General features: G+C 59.2%; 14 protein-coding genes. 5 read left to right on the top strand and 9 right to left on the bottom strand.

The genetic code is table 11. The annotated features are described in order from the left end of the window. Positions 1-19: 19 nt before the first annotated feature. From F1529_RS08775 to F1529_RS08760, 4 genes are all read right to left on the bottom strand, one after another. Complete coding sequence (locus F1529_RS08775; RefSeq protein WP_155133872.1) at positions 20-433, bottom strand: FMN-binding protein; 414 nt, start codon at positions 431-433, stop codon at positions 20-22. A gap of 114 nt (positions 434-547) precedes the next feature. Then, complete coding sequence (locus F1529_RS08770; RefSeq protein ID WP_007148647.1) at positions 548-1,693, bottom strand: porin; 1,146 nt, start codon at positions 1,691-1,693, stop codon at positions 548-550. A 194-nt stretch (positions 1,694-1,887) separates the two neighbouring features. Next, positions 1,888-2,223 carry a Grx4 family monothiol glutaredoxin gene (gene grxD, locus F1529_RS08765; protein ID WP_007151000.1) on the bottom strand — a complete coding sequence of 112 codons (336 nt, stop codon included), beginning with the start codon at positions 2,221-2,223 and terminating at the stop codon, positions 1,888-1,890. A gap of 113 nt (positions 2,224-2,336) precedes the next feature. After that, a complete protein-coding gene (locus tag F1529_RS08760; RefSeq protein WP_155133869.1) occupies positions 2,337-3,884 on the bottom strand; it encodes a hydantoinase B/oxoprolinase family protein in 1,548 nt (515 codons plus the stop codon). A 204-nt stretch (positions 3,885-4,088) separates the two neighbouring features. Here F1529_RS08760 and F1529_RS08755 point away from each other — a divergent pair, with 204 nt between their 5' ends. The 3 genes from F1529_RS08755 (at position 4,089) to F1529_RS08745 (ending at position 7,319) form a co-directional block, all read left to right on the top strand. Next, positions 4,089-5,273 (top strand): aspartate aminotransferase family protein, encoded by a 1,185-nt coding sequence (locus F1529_RS08755; protein WP_155133866.1) that lies wholly within the window; start codon positions 4,089-4,091, stop codon positions 5,271-5,273. Beyond that, positions 5,270-6,178 carry an ornithine carbamoyltransferase gene (argF, locus tag F1529_RS08750; protein WP_007151445.1) on the top strand — a complete coding sequence of 303 codons (909 nt, stop codon included), beginning with the start codon at positions 5,270-5,272 and terminating at the stop codon, positions 6,176-6,178. The genes F1529_RS08755 and argF overlap by 4 nt, the downstream gene beginning before the upstream one ends. An 85-nt stretch (positions 6,179-6,263) precedes the next feature. Continuing rightward, a complete protein-coding gene (locus tag F1529_RS08745) occupies positions 6,264-7,319 on the top strand; it encodes an ABC transporter ATP-binding protein (protein ID WP_155133863.1) in 1,056 nt (351 codons plus the stop codon). Positions 7,320-7,464: 145 nt separating this feature from the next. Here F1529_RS08745 and F1529_RS08740 read toward each other — a convergent pair whose 3' ends face one another. From F1529_RS08740 to F1529_RS08720, 5 genes are all read right to left on the bottom strand, one after another. Then, complete coding sequence (locus tag F1529_RS08740) at positions 7,465-8,568, bottom strand: GGDEF domain-containing protein (RefSeq protein ID WP_007151577.1); 1,104 nt, start codon at positions 8,566-8,568, stop codon at positions 7,465-7,467. Beyond that, a complete protein-coding gene (locus tag F1529_RS08735) occupies positions 8,565-9,668 on the bottom strand; it encodes a diguanylate cyclase (protein WP_155133860.1) in 1,104 nt (367 codons plus the stop codon). Before F1529_RS08735 ends, F1529_RS08740 begins: the two co-directional genes overlap by 4 nt. Before the next feature lie 199 nt (positions 9,669-9,867). After that, positions 9,868-11,358 carry a glycerol kinase GlpK gene (gene glpK, locus F1529_RS08730; protein ID WP_155133857.1) on the bottom strand — a complete coding sequence of 497 codons (1,491 nt, stop codon included), beginning with the start codon at positions 11,356-11,358 and terminating at the stop codon, positions 9,868-9,870. Between the two features lie 220 nt (positions 11,359-11,578). Continuing rightward, positions 11,579-13,195 carry an ATP-binding protein gene (locus F1529_RS08725; RefSeq protein WP_155133854.1) on the bottom strand — a complete coding sequence of 539 codons (1,617 nt, stop codon included), beginning with the start codon at positions 13,193-13,195 and terminating at the stop codon, positions 11,579-11,581. Between the two features lie 45 nt (positions 13,196-13,240). Next, complete coding sequence (locus F1529_RS08720) at positions 13,241-13,963, bottom strand: response regulator (protein WP_007149065.1); 723 nt, start codon at positions 13,961-13,963, stop codon at positions 13,241-13,243. A 665-nt stretch (positions 13,964-14,628) separates the two neighbouring features. On the opposite strand from F1529_RS08720, the gene F1529_RS08715 reads away from it, so the two are divergent. Next, on the top strand, positions 14,629-17,517 hold the full coding sequence (locus F1529_RS08715) for a ribonucleoside-diphosphate reductase subunit alpha (protein ID WP_155133821.1): 2,889 nt from the start codon (positions 14,629-14,631) through the stop codon (positions 17,515-17,517). Positions 17,518-17,655: 138 nt separating this feature from the next. After that, positions 17,656-18,948, top strand: a complete 1,293-nt coding sequence (locus F1529_RS08710; protein ID WP_039926948.1) for a ribonucleotide-diphosphate reductase subunit beta — start codon at positions 17,656-17,658, stop codon at positions 18,946-18,948. Positions 18,949-19,212 lie beyond the last annotated feature (264 nt).

Raw genomic sequence — 19,212 nt, 5'->3', positions numbered from 1 at the left:
CGTTAATGCGCAGCAACCGCTACGGCGTAAGCTGCTGATCCAGCCACAGAGCCAACCGGGCCGCACGCTGCAAGGCATCCACCGACAAGGTCGCACCGGTAATGCCATCGATGGAACGGTCCAGTTTGCCGTTTTCCAGTTGCGCCTGATCGAACTGCCGGGTGAAGAAGGCATGCCGCACTTCCCAGCCCCGGGATTCGCGATAAATCAACACGCGCAAAGAAGCGATTCTACCGTCTTTAACACTAATACCAAGGGTAATGGGGTGATCCCGCCCGATGACGTTCAGCACCCAGGCACTGGTTGTTCCATCTGACCAGTAACGCTGGCGGAACCCCGGGTCTTCCTTGCTGAGCGCAACCGCCTGCTGGCGCTGCGTCTCATCCAGCCAAAGCATGGCCGGCGCTGGCACAGCCGCAAACTGCTGCGCCATAAAATCTGCGACGGAAAGATACACATCTTCCGCGCGGGCGTTTCCTGACAGACACAGCAGCAGAGTGAGCGACGCCCACCCTGCTGCCTGTCGAAGCGATCTCAAGCGCAAGGCCTAGAAGCTCCAGCCAATACCGAGATTGATGCTGTCGTCAGCCTTATCATCCTCGGTGGAGTTTTTGTAATTCACATTCTGCATATCGGCCTTCACTACCACCTGCGGCACAATCCAGTAGTTCACACCGAAGGTGCTGATCATGGATGCTTCGTTGTCAGTACCATCTTCCGCCAGCAGGTTGATGTTCTCATAACGACCGAACACACCCAGCTTCTCGGTAGCCTTATAGGACAGCTCATACAACTCACCATCCTGACGGTCAGCAGCCGTATTAAAGCCGTTAAAGTCCCAGCGGGCTTTCTGTACCGTCGCGGTGATGCCCGCGATGGTGTAACGGGCGTGGGCTTCCACCAGGCGGGCGCTGACATCTTCCGGACCCAGATCCTGATTTACGTCTTGCTGGTACTGAACCGACGATGCCAGATCCAGCCCGGGAATGCCGACAAAGCGCAAACGCCCCGTGGCCGCCCCTTTATTGGCCGCTGCTTCAGAGACTTTCTGGCGGCTGCCGCGAATGCTGGTGGTGCTGCCCTGGAAATCCAGGCCGGAATGCACCGCGATGTCATAGGTCAGACCCGCGCCCAGATCCTGGCTGAACATGGCGCCGGCTTCCCACCAGGTCGCAGGAATCACCGCGCTTTCCAGGCGATTACGCTCCACACCGTAGAAGGTGTTCGGCTCATGGGTTTCGTTGATAATCCCCACCGGCACCAAAAATTGACCCAGCTTCAGCTTGGTATTGGCGGTCGTATCGATCTCGATGTAGGCCTGCTCAAGCTCAACTTCGCCGTCTTTGCCTTCCCCGGCCAGGCCATGCTCCAGCTCAAACTCGGAGAAAAAGCGCACTTTGTCCGTAAAATCGTAGCCGAAGAAAAGCACGAAACGGTGCGCATCGACTTCGTCATTCTGCTGCTTGCCACCGAACTCGGGGTCTTTATTGAAATGGTTGTAGTGCAGCTCGCCGTAACCGCCGATGCTCACTTTACCGAACGGATTGGAGGAGGCGCCCTGCTCTTTTTGCAGTGCTTCTACTTGCTGGGCAAGAATGTCGATCTGTTTCTGCAGGTCTTCGGCGGATTGCGCCGCCTGCGCAGAAAAAGGCACAGCGGCCATTGCCGCAGCCATAAGGGTACGCTTGAACATGTTTCTTCCCTTCCCTAATGAAGAAGAATTGAGTGATAACAACGGCGGGAATTTAAACGAAGAAGAAACAAGATTGAAACTTATTCTTAATACACTTTTTGTAGCCAAGCATTAAAAAACCCGGTTCACCCGGGTTTTTTAATGCTGAATATTATTCGGAGAAAAATAAAAAAGTTTCCCGAATTTAATTCAAATCAGGACTCGGACTCATCCGACTCCACTGCAACACCGTCCACCAGCTCTTTAAGCTGACCGGAACGGTACATATCCATGATGATATCGCAGCCGCCAACCAGCTCGCCGCCCACCCACAATTGGGGATACGTGGGCCAGTTCGCATACTCTTTCAGGTTCTGGCGAATTTCCGGCGCTTCCAGAATGTTCACATAGGCAAACGGCTTGCCAACGGCGGTCATGGCTTCCACCACCTGGGCGGAAAACCCACACTGGGGAAACTGGGGAGACCCTTTCATGTAGAGGATCACCGGGTTTTTCTCGATCTGGTCTTTGATGACCTGCATCACATCCATTACTTCACCTATCTCGTATTGAGTGCCGTTACGCCTGTAAATCTCGCGGCACGTAATCATCTGGCAACACCTCTGCCACAGAGTTACGCCCTATAGTGGCCATTGTACCACTGTCACCCCCCATAACCGCCACCACCCGGGGAGGCGATGATCAGCCGGTCGCCGGGGGCGACCTCGGTACTGTACTTGGGGGGCAAAGCCTGATTATTCAAGCGGTTCTCACCGGCAGCGCCCTCTCCACCGCCAGCCAGCCCCCAGGGGCGGTAACGGCGACGCTCGGTCAGCAGCGTTACACTGGCTGGCCCCAGAAATTCCAGTTCCCGCAGGATGCCCTCGCCCCCTCGATGCTGCCCGCGCCCTCCACTGCCGTGGCGAAGCTGGTAGCGGTGCACGCGCAGAGGGTAGTGGGATTCAAGGCTCTCAATCGGCGTGTTCAGGGTATTGGTCATATGACTGTGAACCCCGGACAGTCCCGCACCAGAGGCATGGCCACCGGTGCCGCCGGCCATGGTCTCATAATAATCCCAGCCCTGTTCTCCCGCGGCTCCCATGGCCACATTGTTCATGGTGCCCTGGCTCGCTGCCGGAATAACGTCAGGAGCCACTTGGGCCAGCGCGCCCAACACCACATCCACCACCCTGGAGCTGGTTTCCACATTACCGGCTGCCACTGCCGCCGGGCGACGGGCATTAAGCAGTGAACCTTCCGGTGCATACAACTTGATGGGGCGGAACAGACCATCGCAGGCGGGTACATCATCGTCCATCAAACAACGAAAACAGTAATAGGCCGCCGCCGCCGCCACGGACAAGGGGCAATTAATGTTGCCGGCAACCTGCCCGGCCGTGCCGGTGAAATCCAGCGACGCTTCTTCCCCACGGATCGTCAGCGCCAGCACAATGGGAATATCCTGTTGCCCCTGGCCGTCGTCATCCATGTAATCTTCAAAACGATATTGTCCATCTGGCAGCGCAGCGATACGCGCCCGGGCCCGCCGCTCACCGTAATCATTGAGCGCATCAAACGCCTGGGCCAGCGCCGCGCCATCCTGCTCTGCCAACGCCGCCAGACGAGCCGCCCCTGCCTCACAGGCACTGGCCTGGGCGGCGAAATCGGCAAAGCGGGCATTGTCCACCGGCAACACCGCCCGGGCGTCAGCCTGCAGCCCAGCCAGGCGCCGGCACAGCGGCACATCCCACCGCCCCTGCTGCTTGAGCAACGTGGGCGCAATCACTATCCCTTCCTGGGCCAGGTCCGTAGACACCGGCATGGAACCCGGGCTGTGAGCACCGATATTGGCGTGGTGGGCGCGGGTCACCGCGAAGCCGAGCAACGTCGGCCCCACCAGCACCGGCGCGATCACCGTCACATCAGGCAGATGCGTGCCGCCCAGGTAAGGGTCATTCACCACCATCAGGTCCCCCGCCTGCCACTCCCTGCCAGCAACCAGATCGGCCATGGCGTAGGCCATGGACCCCAAGTGCACCGGTATATGCGCCGCCTGGGCACACAACCGGCCCCGGGCGTCAAAAATGGCACAGGAGAAATCAAGCCGGTCCTTGATATTCGGAGACAGGGCACTGAGACGCAGCACCGCGCCCATTTCATCGCAGACACCGGCAAGGCGGTTGGCAAAAATACTCAGCTGGACAGGATTCATAAAGGCGATCAATAGCTAACAGTGAATAGTTAATAGCTAAAACCATTAACCCTTGAGGCAAACAAGCCTAACGCCAATCCATGCAGGGTGTTAACTATTCACTGAAATGTGCGCTATTATCGGGGGTTCCCGGCAGCCTAACAGCTGCCGTTTTTTGTTTTGGTCATGCCAAAACAGACGAATTCGCTTTAACGAGTCAGGGTAATGAGCCAGCAATTTTTGATTCCCACCTACGCGCGCCAGCCAGTGGCTTTCGTGCGGGGCGAGGGCGTGTGGTTGTACGATGAAAACGACCACAAATACATGGATGCCATCTCCGGGATTGGCGTGTGCAACCTGGGCCACTGCCACCCGGCGGTCACCCGCACCCTGGCCGAACAGGCCGGGCAGCTGATGCACACCTCCAACCTGTATCGCATTCCCGCCCAGGAATCCCTGGCCCAGCGCCTGTGCGAGCTGAGCGGCATGGAGAACGTATTTTTCTCCAACTCCGGCGCGGAGGCCAATGAGGCCGCCATCAAGATTGCCCGCCTGTACGGCTCGCGCAAACAGATTGCGCGCCCCACCGTGATCGTCATGGAAGGCAGCTTCCATGGCCGCACCATGGCGACCTTGTCCGCCACCGCCAATGCCAAGGTGCAGGAAGGCTTTGCGCCCCTGCTGGACGGCTTCATCCGTGTGCCGTTCAACGATCTGGCAGCGGTGGAAGCCCTGGCTGACAATCACGATATCGTCGCCGTACTGGTAGAACCGGTACAGGGCGAAGGCGGTATCCACATCCCCGCCAACGATTACCTGGCCGGCCTGCGCACCCTATGCGACCGCAATGACTGGCTGCTGATGCTAGATGAAATCCAGTCCGGCAACGGCCGCACCGGGGACTACTTTGCCTGCCTGGGCGCCGGCATCACCCCGGACGTACTGACCACCGCCAAAGGCCTGGGCAACGGCTTCCCCATCGGCGCCTGCCTGGTGGCCGGCAAGGCTGAAGGTGTTTTCGGCCCCGGTAACCACGGCAGCACCTACGGCGGTAACCCGCTGGGCTGCGCGACGGCCCTGGCGGTGGTGAACACTCTCACCGACGACATCATCGACGGCGTGGCCGATAAAGGCAGCTGGTTGAAAGACGCCTTTCTGCAGGCGTTTTCCGATCTGCCCATGGTCACCGAAATTCGCCAAAAAGGCCTGATGCTGGGCATCCAGCTGGATCGCCCCTGTGCCGAACTGGTCAACCGGGCCCGCGACGCCGGCCTGCTGATCAATGTCACCGCCGGTTCCGTAGTGCGGCTACTGCCGCCACTGGTGATCAGCCAGGCGGAAATGCAGCACCTGGTGGACACCCTGTCGACGCTGATCCACCGTTTTGCCGACGAGCAGGAGGTCGCATGACCCGTCATTTCCTGACCCTCACCGACCTCACTCCGGATGAGCTCGGCTACCTGATCCAGCGCGCCATCGAGCTGAAAACCATGCTGCGCAATGGTCAGCACCACGAGCCACTGCAGGGCAAAACGCTGGGCATGATTTTCGAAAAATCATCCACCCGCACCCGTGTTTCCTTCGAAGTGGCGATGACCCATTTCGGTGGTTCCAGCATTTTCCTGTCACCCCGTGACACCCAGCTGGGCCGCGGCGAACCGATCGAGGATTCCGCCCGGGTACTGTCACGCATGGTCGACGCGGTGATGATTCGCACCTTTGACCACGCCACCCTGCAGACCTTTGCCGACCACTCTGCGGTACCGGTGATCAACGCCCTAACCGACGACTTTCACCCCTGCCAGTTGCTGGCCGACATGCAAACCTATGTGGAGCACCGCGGCAGCATTCAGGGCAAGAAAGTGGTGTGGGTCGGCGATGGCAACAACATGTGTGCCAGCTACATCAACGCCGCCAACCAGTTTGATTTCGAACTGGTGATCAGCAGCCCGGATGGCTTCACCCCGGACAGCGATCTGCTGGGCCGTTACCCGGACCGGGTCAGCCTGGAGCCGGACGTGGCCACCGCCGTGCAGGGCGCTCACCTGGTCGTCACCGATGTGTGGGCGTCCATGGGGCAGGAAGACGAACAGCAAACACGCCTGAACGCCTTTGACGGTTATCAGGTCACCCCGGAGTTGATGGACAGGGCCGACCCGGATGCGCTGTTCATGCACTGCCTGCCAGCCCACCGCGGCGAGGAAGTCAGTCATGAAATGATGGACGACCCTCGCGCCGTGGTGTGGGACGAAGCCGAAAACCGCTTGCACGCCCAGAAAGCCCTGCTGGAATTCCTGCTCACCGGGCAGCATTGATGGCAACGCTGCACGCACCATGCGAGGCACAGCACGCGGGCATCGCCCCGTGCTGCGTACAGCGGGACGCCTGGAGCGCACGACCATGAAAGAGCCACTACTGCGCCTTGAAAACCTGGCTTGCGGCTATCACCAGCAAACCGTGGTAAAGGGGTTAAAACTGGAACTGGCGGCGGGTGAAATTGCCTGCCTGCTGGGCCCCAGCGGCTGTGGCAAGACCACCACATTGCGTGTCATCGCCGGGCTGGAACCGGTAACCGCCGGCTCTATCAGCATTCAGGGAAAACAGGTCTCCGGCCCCCATCGTCAGCTGCCTCCCAACCAGCGCGGCCTGGGCATGGTATTCCAGGAACACGCCCTGTTTCCTCATCTCACCGTGGCAAACAACGTGGCTTTCGGCCTGCGACAGCAAAGCCGGGAGGAACGCGAAGAGCGGGTACACGCGAGCCTGCAACGGGTACGGCTCAGCGGCCTGGAGCAACGCTACCCCCACGAACTCTCCGGCGGCCAACAACAGCGCGTGGCGCTGGCCCGGGCACTGGCCCCCCAGCCCGCCCTGCTATTGCTGGATGAGCCTTTTTCCAGCCTGGATCTGGATCTGCGCCGGGCTCTGGCCCAGGAACTGGGAGACATCCTGCGTCAGGAAAAGGTCACCACCCTGCTGGTGACCCACGACCAGGAAGAAGCCTTTGCGCTGGCCGACCGGGTCGGCGTCATGCAACAGGGCCACCTGGAGCAATGGGATACGCCCTATAACATTTACCACGCGCCGGCGAACCGGTTCGTGGCAGAGTTCGCCGGTTATGGCACCTTCCTGCGCGGCACCGTGCGTGATGGCAACACCGTTCACACCACCCTGGGCGATGTCACCGGCCGCAGCCATACCCCCCTGCAACCGGGCACTGAAGTAGAAGTGCTACTGCGCCCGGAAGACGTGATCGCCGACGAATCCGCCCCCCTGGCGCTCCCCGTCACCCGCCGCCAGTTCACCGGCGCCAGCATCCTCTACCACCTGCGGGTTGGCGCCAACGAAACCCTGCTCTGCCAGACCGACAGCCACACCAATGTGGTGGAAGGCGACAACCTGCATGTGCGGCTGGGCACCAAGCATTTGGTCACTTTTTCAATTAATAATGAATAGTTAATAACTCGCGACCAGACTAATCGTTGTCTGCACATACTAGGAGGCCGCGCCCAAACCATGGGCGCGGCCTCTCACCTTCCAAAAAACACTGACTTTTGTCGCGCAACTATTAACTATTCATTATTAATTATTCACTATTTCTTCATGCCACCTGGCTCTGATCCCGCCCCCCGGACTTGGCCTTGTACAAACCCTGATCGGCCCGGTTAAGCAGCTCATCGACACTTTCGCCATCCCGATAATCCGCCACACCCACAGACAGGCTGACAGTGGCCGGGCCGCCCTGGGCATCGAAACGCTGTTCACGCCAACGCTGACGCAGACGTTCAGCCACCAGCAGGGCGCCGTGGGCATCACTTTGCGGCAACACCAGCAAGAACTCTTCCCCGCCCAGGCGACCAAAGTAGTCACCATCACGCATGCCCGATAACGCCAGCTCGGAAAACTGGCGCAGCACCCGGTCGCCCCAGTCATGACCGTGCCGGTCGTTGATCTTCTTGAAGTGATCCAGGTCCACGTAGCACACGGCAAATGGTACCCCCTTGCCGTCAGACAGGGCGCGCTGGCGCTCCAGAATTTCCAGCAAGTGGCGACGATTAAACAACCCCGTGAGATCATCACGGATGGCCATTTCCCGCACCTTTTCCACCGCGTTGGCCAGCTCCCGGTTTTTTTCTGCCAGCGCATTCCGCAGGCGGTTTACGCCCCCACCGGTAACCGCAAAGCTGACCGAAATCATGGCGAACACCAGCCATTGCAACAGCTCCACCGACAGACTCAACTGCACCCAGCGATCCATCAGTGCCACCCACAGCATCAACGCATAGGCCGCACTGGCCAGAAACGCCACCGCAATCATCACTTTGCCACTCAGGCGGAACGACACCATCAATAACGCCGCAAAAAACAGGGTTACCACGCTGAGTCGAAACTCATCCACGTAATACCCCGACACCATGAACACCCCGGTGAAATACAGAATCAACGGCAGCGACAGGCTTGGCTCACGAAGATTCAAGGTAACACCGGTTGCCATCAACAGTTGGTACGCCAACAGGGAAATCCAGATCAACGACACCAGCACCAGCGCTTCCGGCAGCGCGATGTGCATATAACCCAGTTGAAAATAGACCACACAGAGCAAGGTATGCATGGCCATAATCGCCATGGCCGAACGGCTATGGCGTTGCATCAGGCGCTTTTCACTCAGCGTCAGTTTTTCTGCCTGGTGGAGATCCTGATTCATTCCTTCTCCCCGACAATCAATCTATCGCGTCCGGTTTCCTTGGCCCGGTACAGCGCCTGATCCGCCCGCCTGATCAACTGCGCAGGCGTCTCACCGTGATTCAGCATGGCCAGCCCTCCGGAAACCGTAACCACCAACCCGGGCGCATCCTTGAAACGCTGACTGCGCATGCCCATCAGGATGCCCTCCACCAGATTACGCGCCTCCTCAGGGTCACTCACCGGCAACACCAACATGAACTCCTCCCCACCCAGACGGGCGGCGAAGTCCTGATTGGTCAGGTGACGCTGTGTCACGTCCGCAAAGCGCTGCAGCACCAGGTCGCCCATGCGATGGCCATACTGATCATTGGTTTTTTTGAAATGGTCCAGATCCAGGTACACCACCCCCAATTGATAGGCACCGCGAGCGGATTGCCCACACGCCTTGCTCAGCAGTTCCATGGCATGGCGACGACGGTAAAAACCGGTCAGCTCGTCTTTCACCGCCATGTCATGAATGCGCTCAACAATTTGCCCCAGTTGCTGATTACGCCTCCCCAGCTGGAAGCGGATGGTGGAAATTTCTGACGCCACCAGCATGGCCGCCAGCACCATGACACTGAACAGGCCCCACTGGATCCACTCGCCGCGAACATCCACCACTTCCGGCCAGTACACACAAACAACCCCCAGCACCACCGCGTAACCCAGCACGCAATACCCGGCCAGGGCGAGGAATTGCCGTAGCGACGCCTGCAACACCCCCATCTGAACAATGGCAAAGAAAATCAGCATGATGCACAGACGCACCTGATCGACGACCAGGGCAGTCACCAGCAGCCCGGTGGTGGACCACACCATCAGCGGCATGATCATGGAAGGTTCGGATAGCCGGCGGTTCAACCCCACCAACATGAACAGAATAAACAGCAGATGCCCGGCCCAGAGGCCAGCAAAAAGAGAATAGAAAAGGACCTCGCCACCGCGGAAAAAATCCAGCTGCAAGGCAATCCAGCAAAGTAGCGTATGCGCACCACCTCCCGCGAGGATAGCGAAGAGCACGCGACGTAGCCGTTGCGACTGCATGGCCACAGGGTGGAGCGGTAACGTTTGATCCATGCGGATTCCCGATTCGGTGCGCCCCTCTCCCACTAGCAACCGCACCAACTGATAGCAAATTAGTATTAATATTGAACCAATAGTAATACCAAGTGCCTACTCCGTCACAGTTTGACCATCCCCTAAACCGAACCGCTCATCGTTGTAAAACGCATTTTACCGACGGCAAAACCCCTGATTTTTATGCCATTTACTGTTCTCAGGCACCCGGCGAAGCCTGGCAGACCCGAGCGACGGCATCCCGCCAGCCCTGATAGCGTTTCTGGCGCTCCGGTTCATCCAGCTGGGGGGAAAACTCCCGTTCACAGCGCCATTGCTCAGCCACGGCATCCAGTGATGTATATAGCCCGACCCCCAGGCCCGCCAGATAAGCTGCGCCGAGAGCCGTGGTTTCGGTCACCACCGGGCGGTCCACACAGACGCCCAGCACATCTGACAACGTCTGGCTCAGCCAGTTGTTCACCACCATGCCCCCGTCCACCCGCAGGGTGGTCGGTCGGGTGCCACAATCAGCCGCCATGGCATCGAGAAGATCCCGGGACTGATAGCACACCGCTTCCAGCCCCGCCGTTACCACCTCCGCAATCCCGGTGTCGCGGGTCAGCCCCGTCAAGGCTCCCCGGGCATGGGGGTCCCACCAGGGCGCCCCCAGGCCGGTAAAGGCCGGCACCAGATACACCCCGCCGGCGGAACCGGCACGGCGGGCCAGGGCTTCGGTTTCGCTGGCATCGCGAATCAGGTTGAGGCCATCGCGCAGCCACTGGATCGCCGCACCCGCCACAAAGATGGAGCCTTCCAGCGCATAGGTTGTCTTGCCATTCAGGCGATACCCCACGGTGGTCAGCAAACGGTTATGGGATTCCACCGCCTCGCCGGTATTCATGACCATGAAGCAGCCGGTGCCATAGGTGCTTTTCACCATCCCCGGGGCAAAACAGGCCTGCCCCACCAGCGCCGCCTGCTGGTCGCCGGCAATGCCGGCCACCGGCACGGCTGCGCCCAGCAGTTCCGGGCAGGTGGTACCAAAGTCTGCGGCACTGTCACGCACGTCCGGCAACACCGACGCAGGCACATTGAACAAGGCCAGCAACGCCTCATCCCAGCACTGCTCGTGGATATTGAACAACAGGGTCCGTGAGGCATTGGTGGCGTCGGTGGCGTGCACCTTGCCGCGGGTCAGCTGCCACAGCAGCCAGCTATCAATGGTGCCAAACGCCAGTTCACCGGCCTCGGCACGCTGGCGGGCGCCGGGCACGTTATCCAGCAGCCAGGCCAGCTTGGTGGCAGAGAAATACGGGTCCAGCAACAACCCGGTTTTGCTGCGCACCTGATCTTCATGGCCCTGATCACGCAGCGCCTCGCAGGTGGACGCGGTACGCCGGTCTTGCCAGACAATGGCTTTGGCCAGCGGGTCGCCGGTTTCCCGATCCCACAGCACGGTGGTTTCGCGCTGGTTGGTAATACCGATGGCCGCCAGCTGCTGCGCCTCTACCCGGGCATTGCGCAAGGCTTGCTGACACATGGCCAGAGTGTCATTCCAGATTTCCATGGCGTCATGTTCCACCCAGCCATCCTGGGGGAAATGCTGACGAAACTCTTTCTGCGCCTGCCCACAGGCACGGCCACTGGCATCAAAAACAATGGCGCGGGAACTGGTAGTCCCCTGGTCGATGGAAAGGATATAAGACATGACTCGGCTAACCTTGTTATCAGTATGGGGGGCGGGATCAAACAAACACCGCGAGATACCACGGGAAGCGTATTTTAAATGAAGGCCAGATGACAGATTGCACGATAACGGCCAACCCGATAGACCTTATCGGCCATTGCGGGCCTGGGCTGGCCTGCGCTCCCCCAACGATTTCGTACTGTCGCCCGACGCCATCACCCTTAACGGGGTCACTATTCGCCTAGCTCATCCGGCCCAGCACATGCTGGCCCTGTTGGCTCTTGGGCAAGGTCACGGTAAAGCGGGCACCGCCTTCCGGGCTTTCATCCACGCGGATTTCTCCGCCGTGCCAATCCACAATCCGCTTCACGATGGACAGGCCCAGACCATAGCCGCCGCTGGCCCGGTGACGGCTTTTATCCAGCCGGGCAAAGGGTTTGAACACTCGCTCGCGTTCGTGTTCAGGAATGCCGGGGCCATCATCATCCACATGGATCACCACCTGATCCTCGCTCTCTTCCACTCGCATGACAATGCGCGATTGGGCATAGCGCAGGGCATTGGTTACCAGGTTCTGCAACACCCGGTGCAGGTAGCGCTCTTCCGCTTCCACTTCCAGGGTCGGATAGGGGTTCGCCACGGTGATGGCGGTTTCATCGCGGATGGTTTCCAGCTCATCGCGCAATTGCTCGCACAGCTCGCCAATCACCACCGGCTGGAATTCGATATTGGGCGTACCCTGCTCCAAGCGAGCATAGGTCAGAATTTCGTCGATCAACTGATCCAGCTGTTCGATATCGTGATCCATGGCATTGAGCTTTTCACGGCGCCGCTCCGCCGACTCGATATCCGCCAGCATCTCCAGGCCAAAACGCAGGCGCGCCACCGGGGTGCGAAGCTCATGGCTCACCGCCCGGGTCATCTCCCGCTGGGATTCAATAAGCCGGCGAATGTGCGCCGTCATGCCATTAAAGGTCGCCGCCACCTGGCCGATGGCATCACTGCCTTCAATATTGGCATAGGCCCCCAGGTCCCCACTGCCCAGCTGACTCACCGCACCGTCGAGTTGTTTCAGCCGCCGTTGCAACGGGCTCACCTGCAGGTAGGTGGCCAGCGCCACCGCCAGCAAGCTGGTGGCCCCGGCAATCAGCAACAGTTCAATGGGGAATTGATCAAACAGGCTTAGCGGGCCGATCATCAGCAGCTTGCCAGTCTGCGCCACCGGCGCATAAATGCGGATGCTGGAATCGCTGCGGGTACTGTCATCCAGGGCAATGACCACCTCACGGCGGTTGAGACGCTGCTCCTGCTCACCATCCAGGGAAACGTCATCACGCTGAACCAGTGTCAGGGGATAACCGAATTGATGCTGTAGATCAGCCAGTGCCGAAGCCCACTCGGACTCCTGAAAATGCGACAAATGATTGAGGATCAACACCGCCGTGGCCCGGGCCTGTTGCTCGGACACTTTGGTCATGCGTGTGTTGATATAGGCGTCTTCGTCGGGGATCTGGAACAGAATGTCGGCGTAGCCTGCATCGTCATTCAGGCGCATGACCACCAGGCCATCTTCCAGATGCAGGGTTTCCCGGTATCCCAGCGCCAGCTCCTCGCGGGACTTCAGGCTTATCTCGGCACTGAACAGCTTGCTGAGCACCTGGCTCCAGCGATCGCGCTCCCCGGCTTCATAGCGCTGGTAGCCCTCCGCCATCAGGAAGAAGGTACCGCGGGCCATTTTCTCCCGGTACAGATCGGATCGGTAGCTGTTCACCAGCTCCACGGCGCCATAGGTGATGGCGCCGATAAAACACAGCGCCAGCAGCAGGCCCCCGTAGAGCCTCAGGAAAATACTATTCAAACGTCACCCAGCGTCATCCCTGCGCCGCGACGGCCAAAGCAGCCGTTATGCCGCGCCGATTTCCTTGACGAACAGATAGCCCTTGGAACGCACCGTCTTGATGCGCTTGGGATTTTCCGGGTCGTCCCCCACTTTCGGGCGAATCCGGGAAATGCGTACATCAATAGAACGATCCTGACCGTCATATTGAATGCCGCGCAGTTTCTCGAAAATCGTTTCCCGTGACAGCACCGTGCCCGCATTGGACGCCAGCAACCAGAGCAAGTCATATTCGGCGCTGGTCAGGTCCACCGACTCACCCGCCAGGGTTACTTCCCGGGCAGAGTTGTCGATCACCAGGGCGCCAAATTCCAGACGGGCCGGGGAGTTGTCGCGTTCGCTGTCGGTTTCCACCCGGCGCAACAGGGCACGAATCCGTGCCAGCAACACGCGGGGTTTCACCGGTTTGGCCACGTAGTCATCCGCGCCCATTTCCAGCCCCAGCACCTGATCCATGTCATCCGTGCGAGCGGTCAGCATGAGGATGGGATTCTTGTAGGCACTGCGCACTTCACGGCATACCGTCAGGCCGTCGGCGCCGGGCAGCATCAGATCCAGCACCACCAGATCCGGTTGTTCTGCACGAATACGGCGAATGGCTTCTTCACCGTCGCTGACGACCGTGACATCCAGGCCGTTGCTTTGAAGATATTCACAGGTTAAATCGGCAAGACGCTCGTCGTCTTCTACGATCATGATGGCTGGCGGGTTATCCTGCACCGTTGTCATCCCGTCCTTATCCTTTTGAATTTGTATCGTTATTGTCGTTTTGTTTCAGCGCCAACCCGGCGAACTGTAACAAACGTATCCCTATCGGATGTTTATACGCATACACGCTGTGCACGGCAACCTCTCGGGCTACCCATCGTACAAACAACCGCCATACCGCGCTTGCGCATGGCGCCCCCTGCCTGCACACAGTGCACCACGTGACCGTTTTTCCCCATTGACAAACACTATATCTAGTATGTGTCTGCACAGAAAAAAAGCACCCTAATTGCACCCACATCGCCCCACAGGTTATCCACAAGATTTCCCCAGGCGAAGTGCTTGCAAAAAAGCGGACGCAACTATAACTTGTACTGAACTTGGACGCCGACCCCAAGATGTTGGGTTTTTGTAAAAAAGGCGCCACCCCAGGACAAAACAGTCTACAGCGTGGAAAAGTGCAGCCGCATCAGCGATTTAGCCTTTTCCCGACCAGAAGGGGAAAGCAGAACGTCATGGATAAGACACAACATATTGTGGTTCGCGCGCTCGCGATACCACCAGGCACTACCCAAGACACGATTTAACACGCCATGGCCTAGCGGTCGTGGCGTTTTGCGTGGTGATGACACCGCGCCCACAACACACAACATAGACAGAACAGCACCGACAACGGAGAGGGCACCATGCAAACGGATATGAGCCAAAACCCACAGAACGCCGGCTCCCCTGCCAGCGACAGCAACGATCAGGACCAGAGCCTTGCCAGCACCGCCCCCGGCCAGCTGCGCGTGATCAAGCGTAATGGCAAGGTAGTGAGCTACGATGACGACAAGATTACCGTTGCCATCAGCAAGGCCTTCCTGGCTGTCGAAGGCGGCACCGCCGCTGCATCGTCCCGCATCCATGAAACCGTGGCGCGCCTGACCGAACAGGTCTCCGCCACGTTCAAGCGTCGCATGCCTTCCGGTGGCACCATCCACATCGAGGAAATTCAGGACCAGGTGGAACTGGCCCTGATGCGCAACGGCGAACAGAAAGTCGCCCGCGACTACGTGCTGTACCGCGAACAGCAGGCTTCCAAGCGCGCCGCCGAGCACAGCAGCGATCTGCCCGCACCGACCCACCAGGTGGACATGTCCGTCACCATGGAAGACGGCAGCAAGGCACCGCTGGACATGGCACGCCTTGAGCACCTGATTCGCGCAGCCTGCTCCGGCCTGGAAGACGTGAACGCCGACAAGATCATCACCGAAACGGTGAAGAACCTGTACGACGGTGTCTCCATCCACGACGTGAACACCTCCATGGTGATCACCGCGCGCACCATGATCGAAGTGGAGCCCAACTACTCCCAGGTCACTGCCCGCCTGCTGATGGACAAGATCCGCGCCGAAGCCCTGCAGTTCCTGAATGTCGCCGAGCGCGCCAGCCACGATGAAATGAACGCCCTTTACGGTGAAGCGCTGAAAGCCTACATCGGCAAAGGCATCGAGCTGGAACTGCTGTCTCCGCAACTGGCCGAGTACGACCTGGACAAGCTGGGCGCTGCCCTGGATGGCAACCGCGACCTGCAGTTCTCCTACCTGGGCCTGCAAACCCTGTACGACCGGTACTTCATCCACCACAACGACGTGCGCATCGAACTGCCCCAGTGCTTCTTCATGCGTGTGGCCATGGGCCTGGCGGTGGAAGAAGACAACCGCGAAGCACGCGCCATCGAGTTCTACAATCTGCTGTCCAGCTTCGACTACATGAGCTCCACGCCGACTCTGTTCAACGCCGGCACCCTGCGCCCGCAGCTGTCCAGCTGCTACCTGACCACCGTGCCGGATGACCTGCACGGCATTTACGGCGCCATCCAGGACAACGCCATGCTGTCCAAGTTTGCCGGTGGCCTGGGTAACGACTGGACCCCGGTGCGCGCACTGGGCGCCTACATCAAGGGTACCAATGGTCGCTCCCAGGGTGTCGTGCCCTTCCTGAAAGTGGTCAACGATACCGCCGTGGCCGTGAACCAGGGTGGCAAGCGTAAAGGCGCGGTCTGTGCCTACCTGGAAACCTGGCACATGGACATCGAGGAATTCCTGGAGCTGCGCAAAAACACCGGTGATGACCGTCGCCGTACCCACGACATGAACAGCGCCAACTGGATTCCCGATCTGTTCATGAAGCGTGTGATCAACGAAGAAGACTGGACCCTGTTCAGCCCCAACGACGCCCCGGACCTGCACGACCTGTACGGCGAAGCGTTCGAGAAGGCGTACCTGGAATACGAAGCCAAAACCCGCAGCGGCGAACTGAAACTGTTCAAGCGTCTGCCCGCCATCAACCTGTGGCGCAAGATGCTCTCCATGCTGTTTGAAACAGGCCACCCCTGGTTCACCTTCAAGGATCCGTGCAACCTGCGCAGCCCGCAGCAGCACGTGGGCGTGGTGCACTCCTCCAACCTGTGCACCGAGATCACCCTGAACACCAACCAGGAAGAAATCGCCGTGTGTAACCTGGGTTCCGTGAACCTGGCCCAGCACGTGGACGAAAACGGCCTGGATATCGAGAAGCTGCAAGGCACCATCAACACCGCCGTGCGCATGCTCGATAACGTAATCGACATCAACTACTACAGCGTGCCCCAAGCGGAGCGTTCCAACATGAAGCACCGCCCGGTGGGCCTGGGCATCATGGGCTTCCAGGACGCACTGTATAAGCAGGGCATCAGCTACGCCTCCAGCGACGCGGTGACCTTTGCCGACAACTCCATGGAAGCGGTGAGCTACTACGCCATCCAGGCCTCCGCCAAGCTGGCGGAAGAGCGCGGTGCCTACCAGACCTTCGACGGTTCCCTGTGGAGCCAGGGCGTACTGCCCATCGACTCCATCGAGATCCTGGTCAACCAGCGTGGCGAGGACTACTGCAAGGTCGATCGCAGCCAGACCCTGGATTGGGACAGCGTGCGCGCCATGGCCAAGAAAGGCATGCGTAACTCCAACGTGATGGCCATCGCGCCGACGGCGACCATTGCCAACATCACCGGGGTCTCCCAGTCCATCGAGCCCACGTACCAGAACCTGTACGTGAAATCGAACCTGTCCGGCGAGTTCACCGTGGTCAACCCGTACCTGGTCAGCGCCTTGAAAGAGCGCGGCCTGTGGGACAACGTGATGGTCAACGACCTGAAATACTACGATGGCTCCGCACAGCCCATCGAACGGATTCCGGCGGACCTGAAAGAACAGTTCCGTACCGCCTTTGAAGTGGAGCCACGCTGGCTGGTGGAAGCGGCAAGCCGTCGCCAGAAATGGATCGACCAGGCTCAATCCCTGAACCTGTACATCGCGGAAGCGAACGGCAAGAAGCTGGACGTGACCTACAAGATGGCCTGGTTGCTGGGGCTGAAGACCACCTACTACCTACGTGCCATCGGCGCCACCCAGACCGAAAAATCCACCATCAATGATGGCAAGCTCAACCGGGTTTCCTCCAAGGTGGAAGAGCCAGCCGCGGAATTCGGCCAGGCCGCCGACGTGCCCCAGGCCTGCTCTCTGGATGACCCGGACTGCGAAGCCTGCCAATAAACGCCGGACGCCAGATGCCAGACGCTCAACGCACGCCTTTCTTTAAGCGTCCGGCGTCAGGCATCCAGCATCAGGCCACTTAAAGAATGCACCACCGGTGACGCCATCGCGCCACCCTTGAAAGAATGGAGAGAACACATGCTGAGCTGGGACGAATTTAATGCGCAAGAGACGCCTGTCGCCAAACCGCAGCCCGCAAGCGCAACGCCGCCGCAATCTGAGACGGTATCTGACCAAGCGGCACCTGAAGCTAAAGCACCGGGAACGGGAAGTACTGCGGATGATGGAGTCGAGCAACAACGACGAGACAACACCGCCGCCGCCCGAGCCGCCTCAGACGCCGTAGCCCGCGCCCAGGCCACCGTGGCCAAGATGGATATCGAAGAAGGTGTTGCCGAACTGGAAGGCGCCTCTGGCCGTGTGGAAGTTGACGACAAGCGCATGATCAACTGCCGCGCCGACCTGAACCAGTTGGTCCCGTTCAAATACGACTGGGCCTGGCAGAAATACCTGGATGGCTGCGCCAACCACTGGATGCCCCAGGAAGTGAACATGAACGCCGACCTGGCGTTGTGGAAGAAAGCCGACGGCCTTACCGACGACGAGCGCCGCATCGTCAAGCGCAACCTGGGCTTCTTCTCCACCGCCGACTCCCTGGTCGCCAACAACCTGGTGCTGGCCATCTACCGCCTGATCACCAACCCGGAATGTCGCCAGTACATCCTGCGTCAGTCCTTTGAAGAAGCCATTCATACCCACGCCTACCAGTACTGCATCGAATCACTGGGGATGGACGAAGGCGAAATCTTCAACATGTATCAGGAGATCCCCTCCGTCGCCAAGAAAGCGCAGTGGGGCATCCAGTACACTCGCGACCTGTCCGACCCGGAGTTCACCACCGGCACCGTGGAAACCGACAAGGCCCTGCTGGAAAACCTGATCGCGTTCTATTGCGTACTGGAAGGTATCTTCTTCTATTGCGGCTTCACCCAGATCCTCTCCATGGGGCGTCGCAACAAGATGACCGGCGTCGCCGAGCAGTTCCAGTACATCCTGCGTGACGAATCCATGCACGTGAACTTCGGCATCGACGTGATCAACCAGATCAAACTGGAAAACCCGCACCTGTGGGATGCCCAGATGCGCGACAAAGCCACCCAGATGATCCTGGAAGGCGCCGAGCTGGAAATCCAGTACGCTCGCGACACCATGCCGCGCGGTGTACTGGGCATGAACGCCGCGATGATGGAAGAATACCTGCAGTTCATCGCCAACCGTCGCTTGGCCCAGCTGGGCCTGCCAGAACAGTTCAAAGGCGTGAACAACCCGTTCCCGTGGATGAGCGAAATCATGGACCTGCGCAAGGAGAAAAACTTCTTCGAAACCCGGGTCACTGAGTACCAGGTGGGCGGGGCGCTTTCCTGGGAATAACGAAAAAAGGTGTGAGTTGCCATTAGAGAGGGCACGTTTGCCATTAGGCGGTAACGTGCCCTCTTTTATATCAATCACTTACAGATTTCTTGCCATTAGGAGATCGCACTTAGCTGCAAACGTGCAACTAAACGCCCTCACACTTCTACCTCAGCAGCTCTTCGCCACAATCTACGCGCACCTCTTCCCCCTTCCTTATTGCCTGTCTCCACGATTAGCCACCTAGCAGGCTGACTGAAGCTTGAATTCTTCTTGGCAATACTT

Source organism: Alcanivorax sp. VBW004, assembly GCF_009718865.1.
Classification (GTDB): Bacteria; Pseudomonadota; Gammaproteobacteria; order Pseudomonadales; family Alcanivoracaceae; genus Alcanivorax.
Note: the sequence above shows the minus strand (reverse complement) of the source record. Positions and strands in the feature narration are given on the sequence as shown.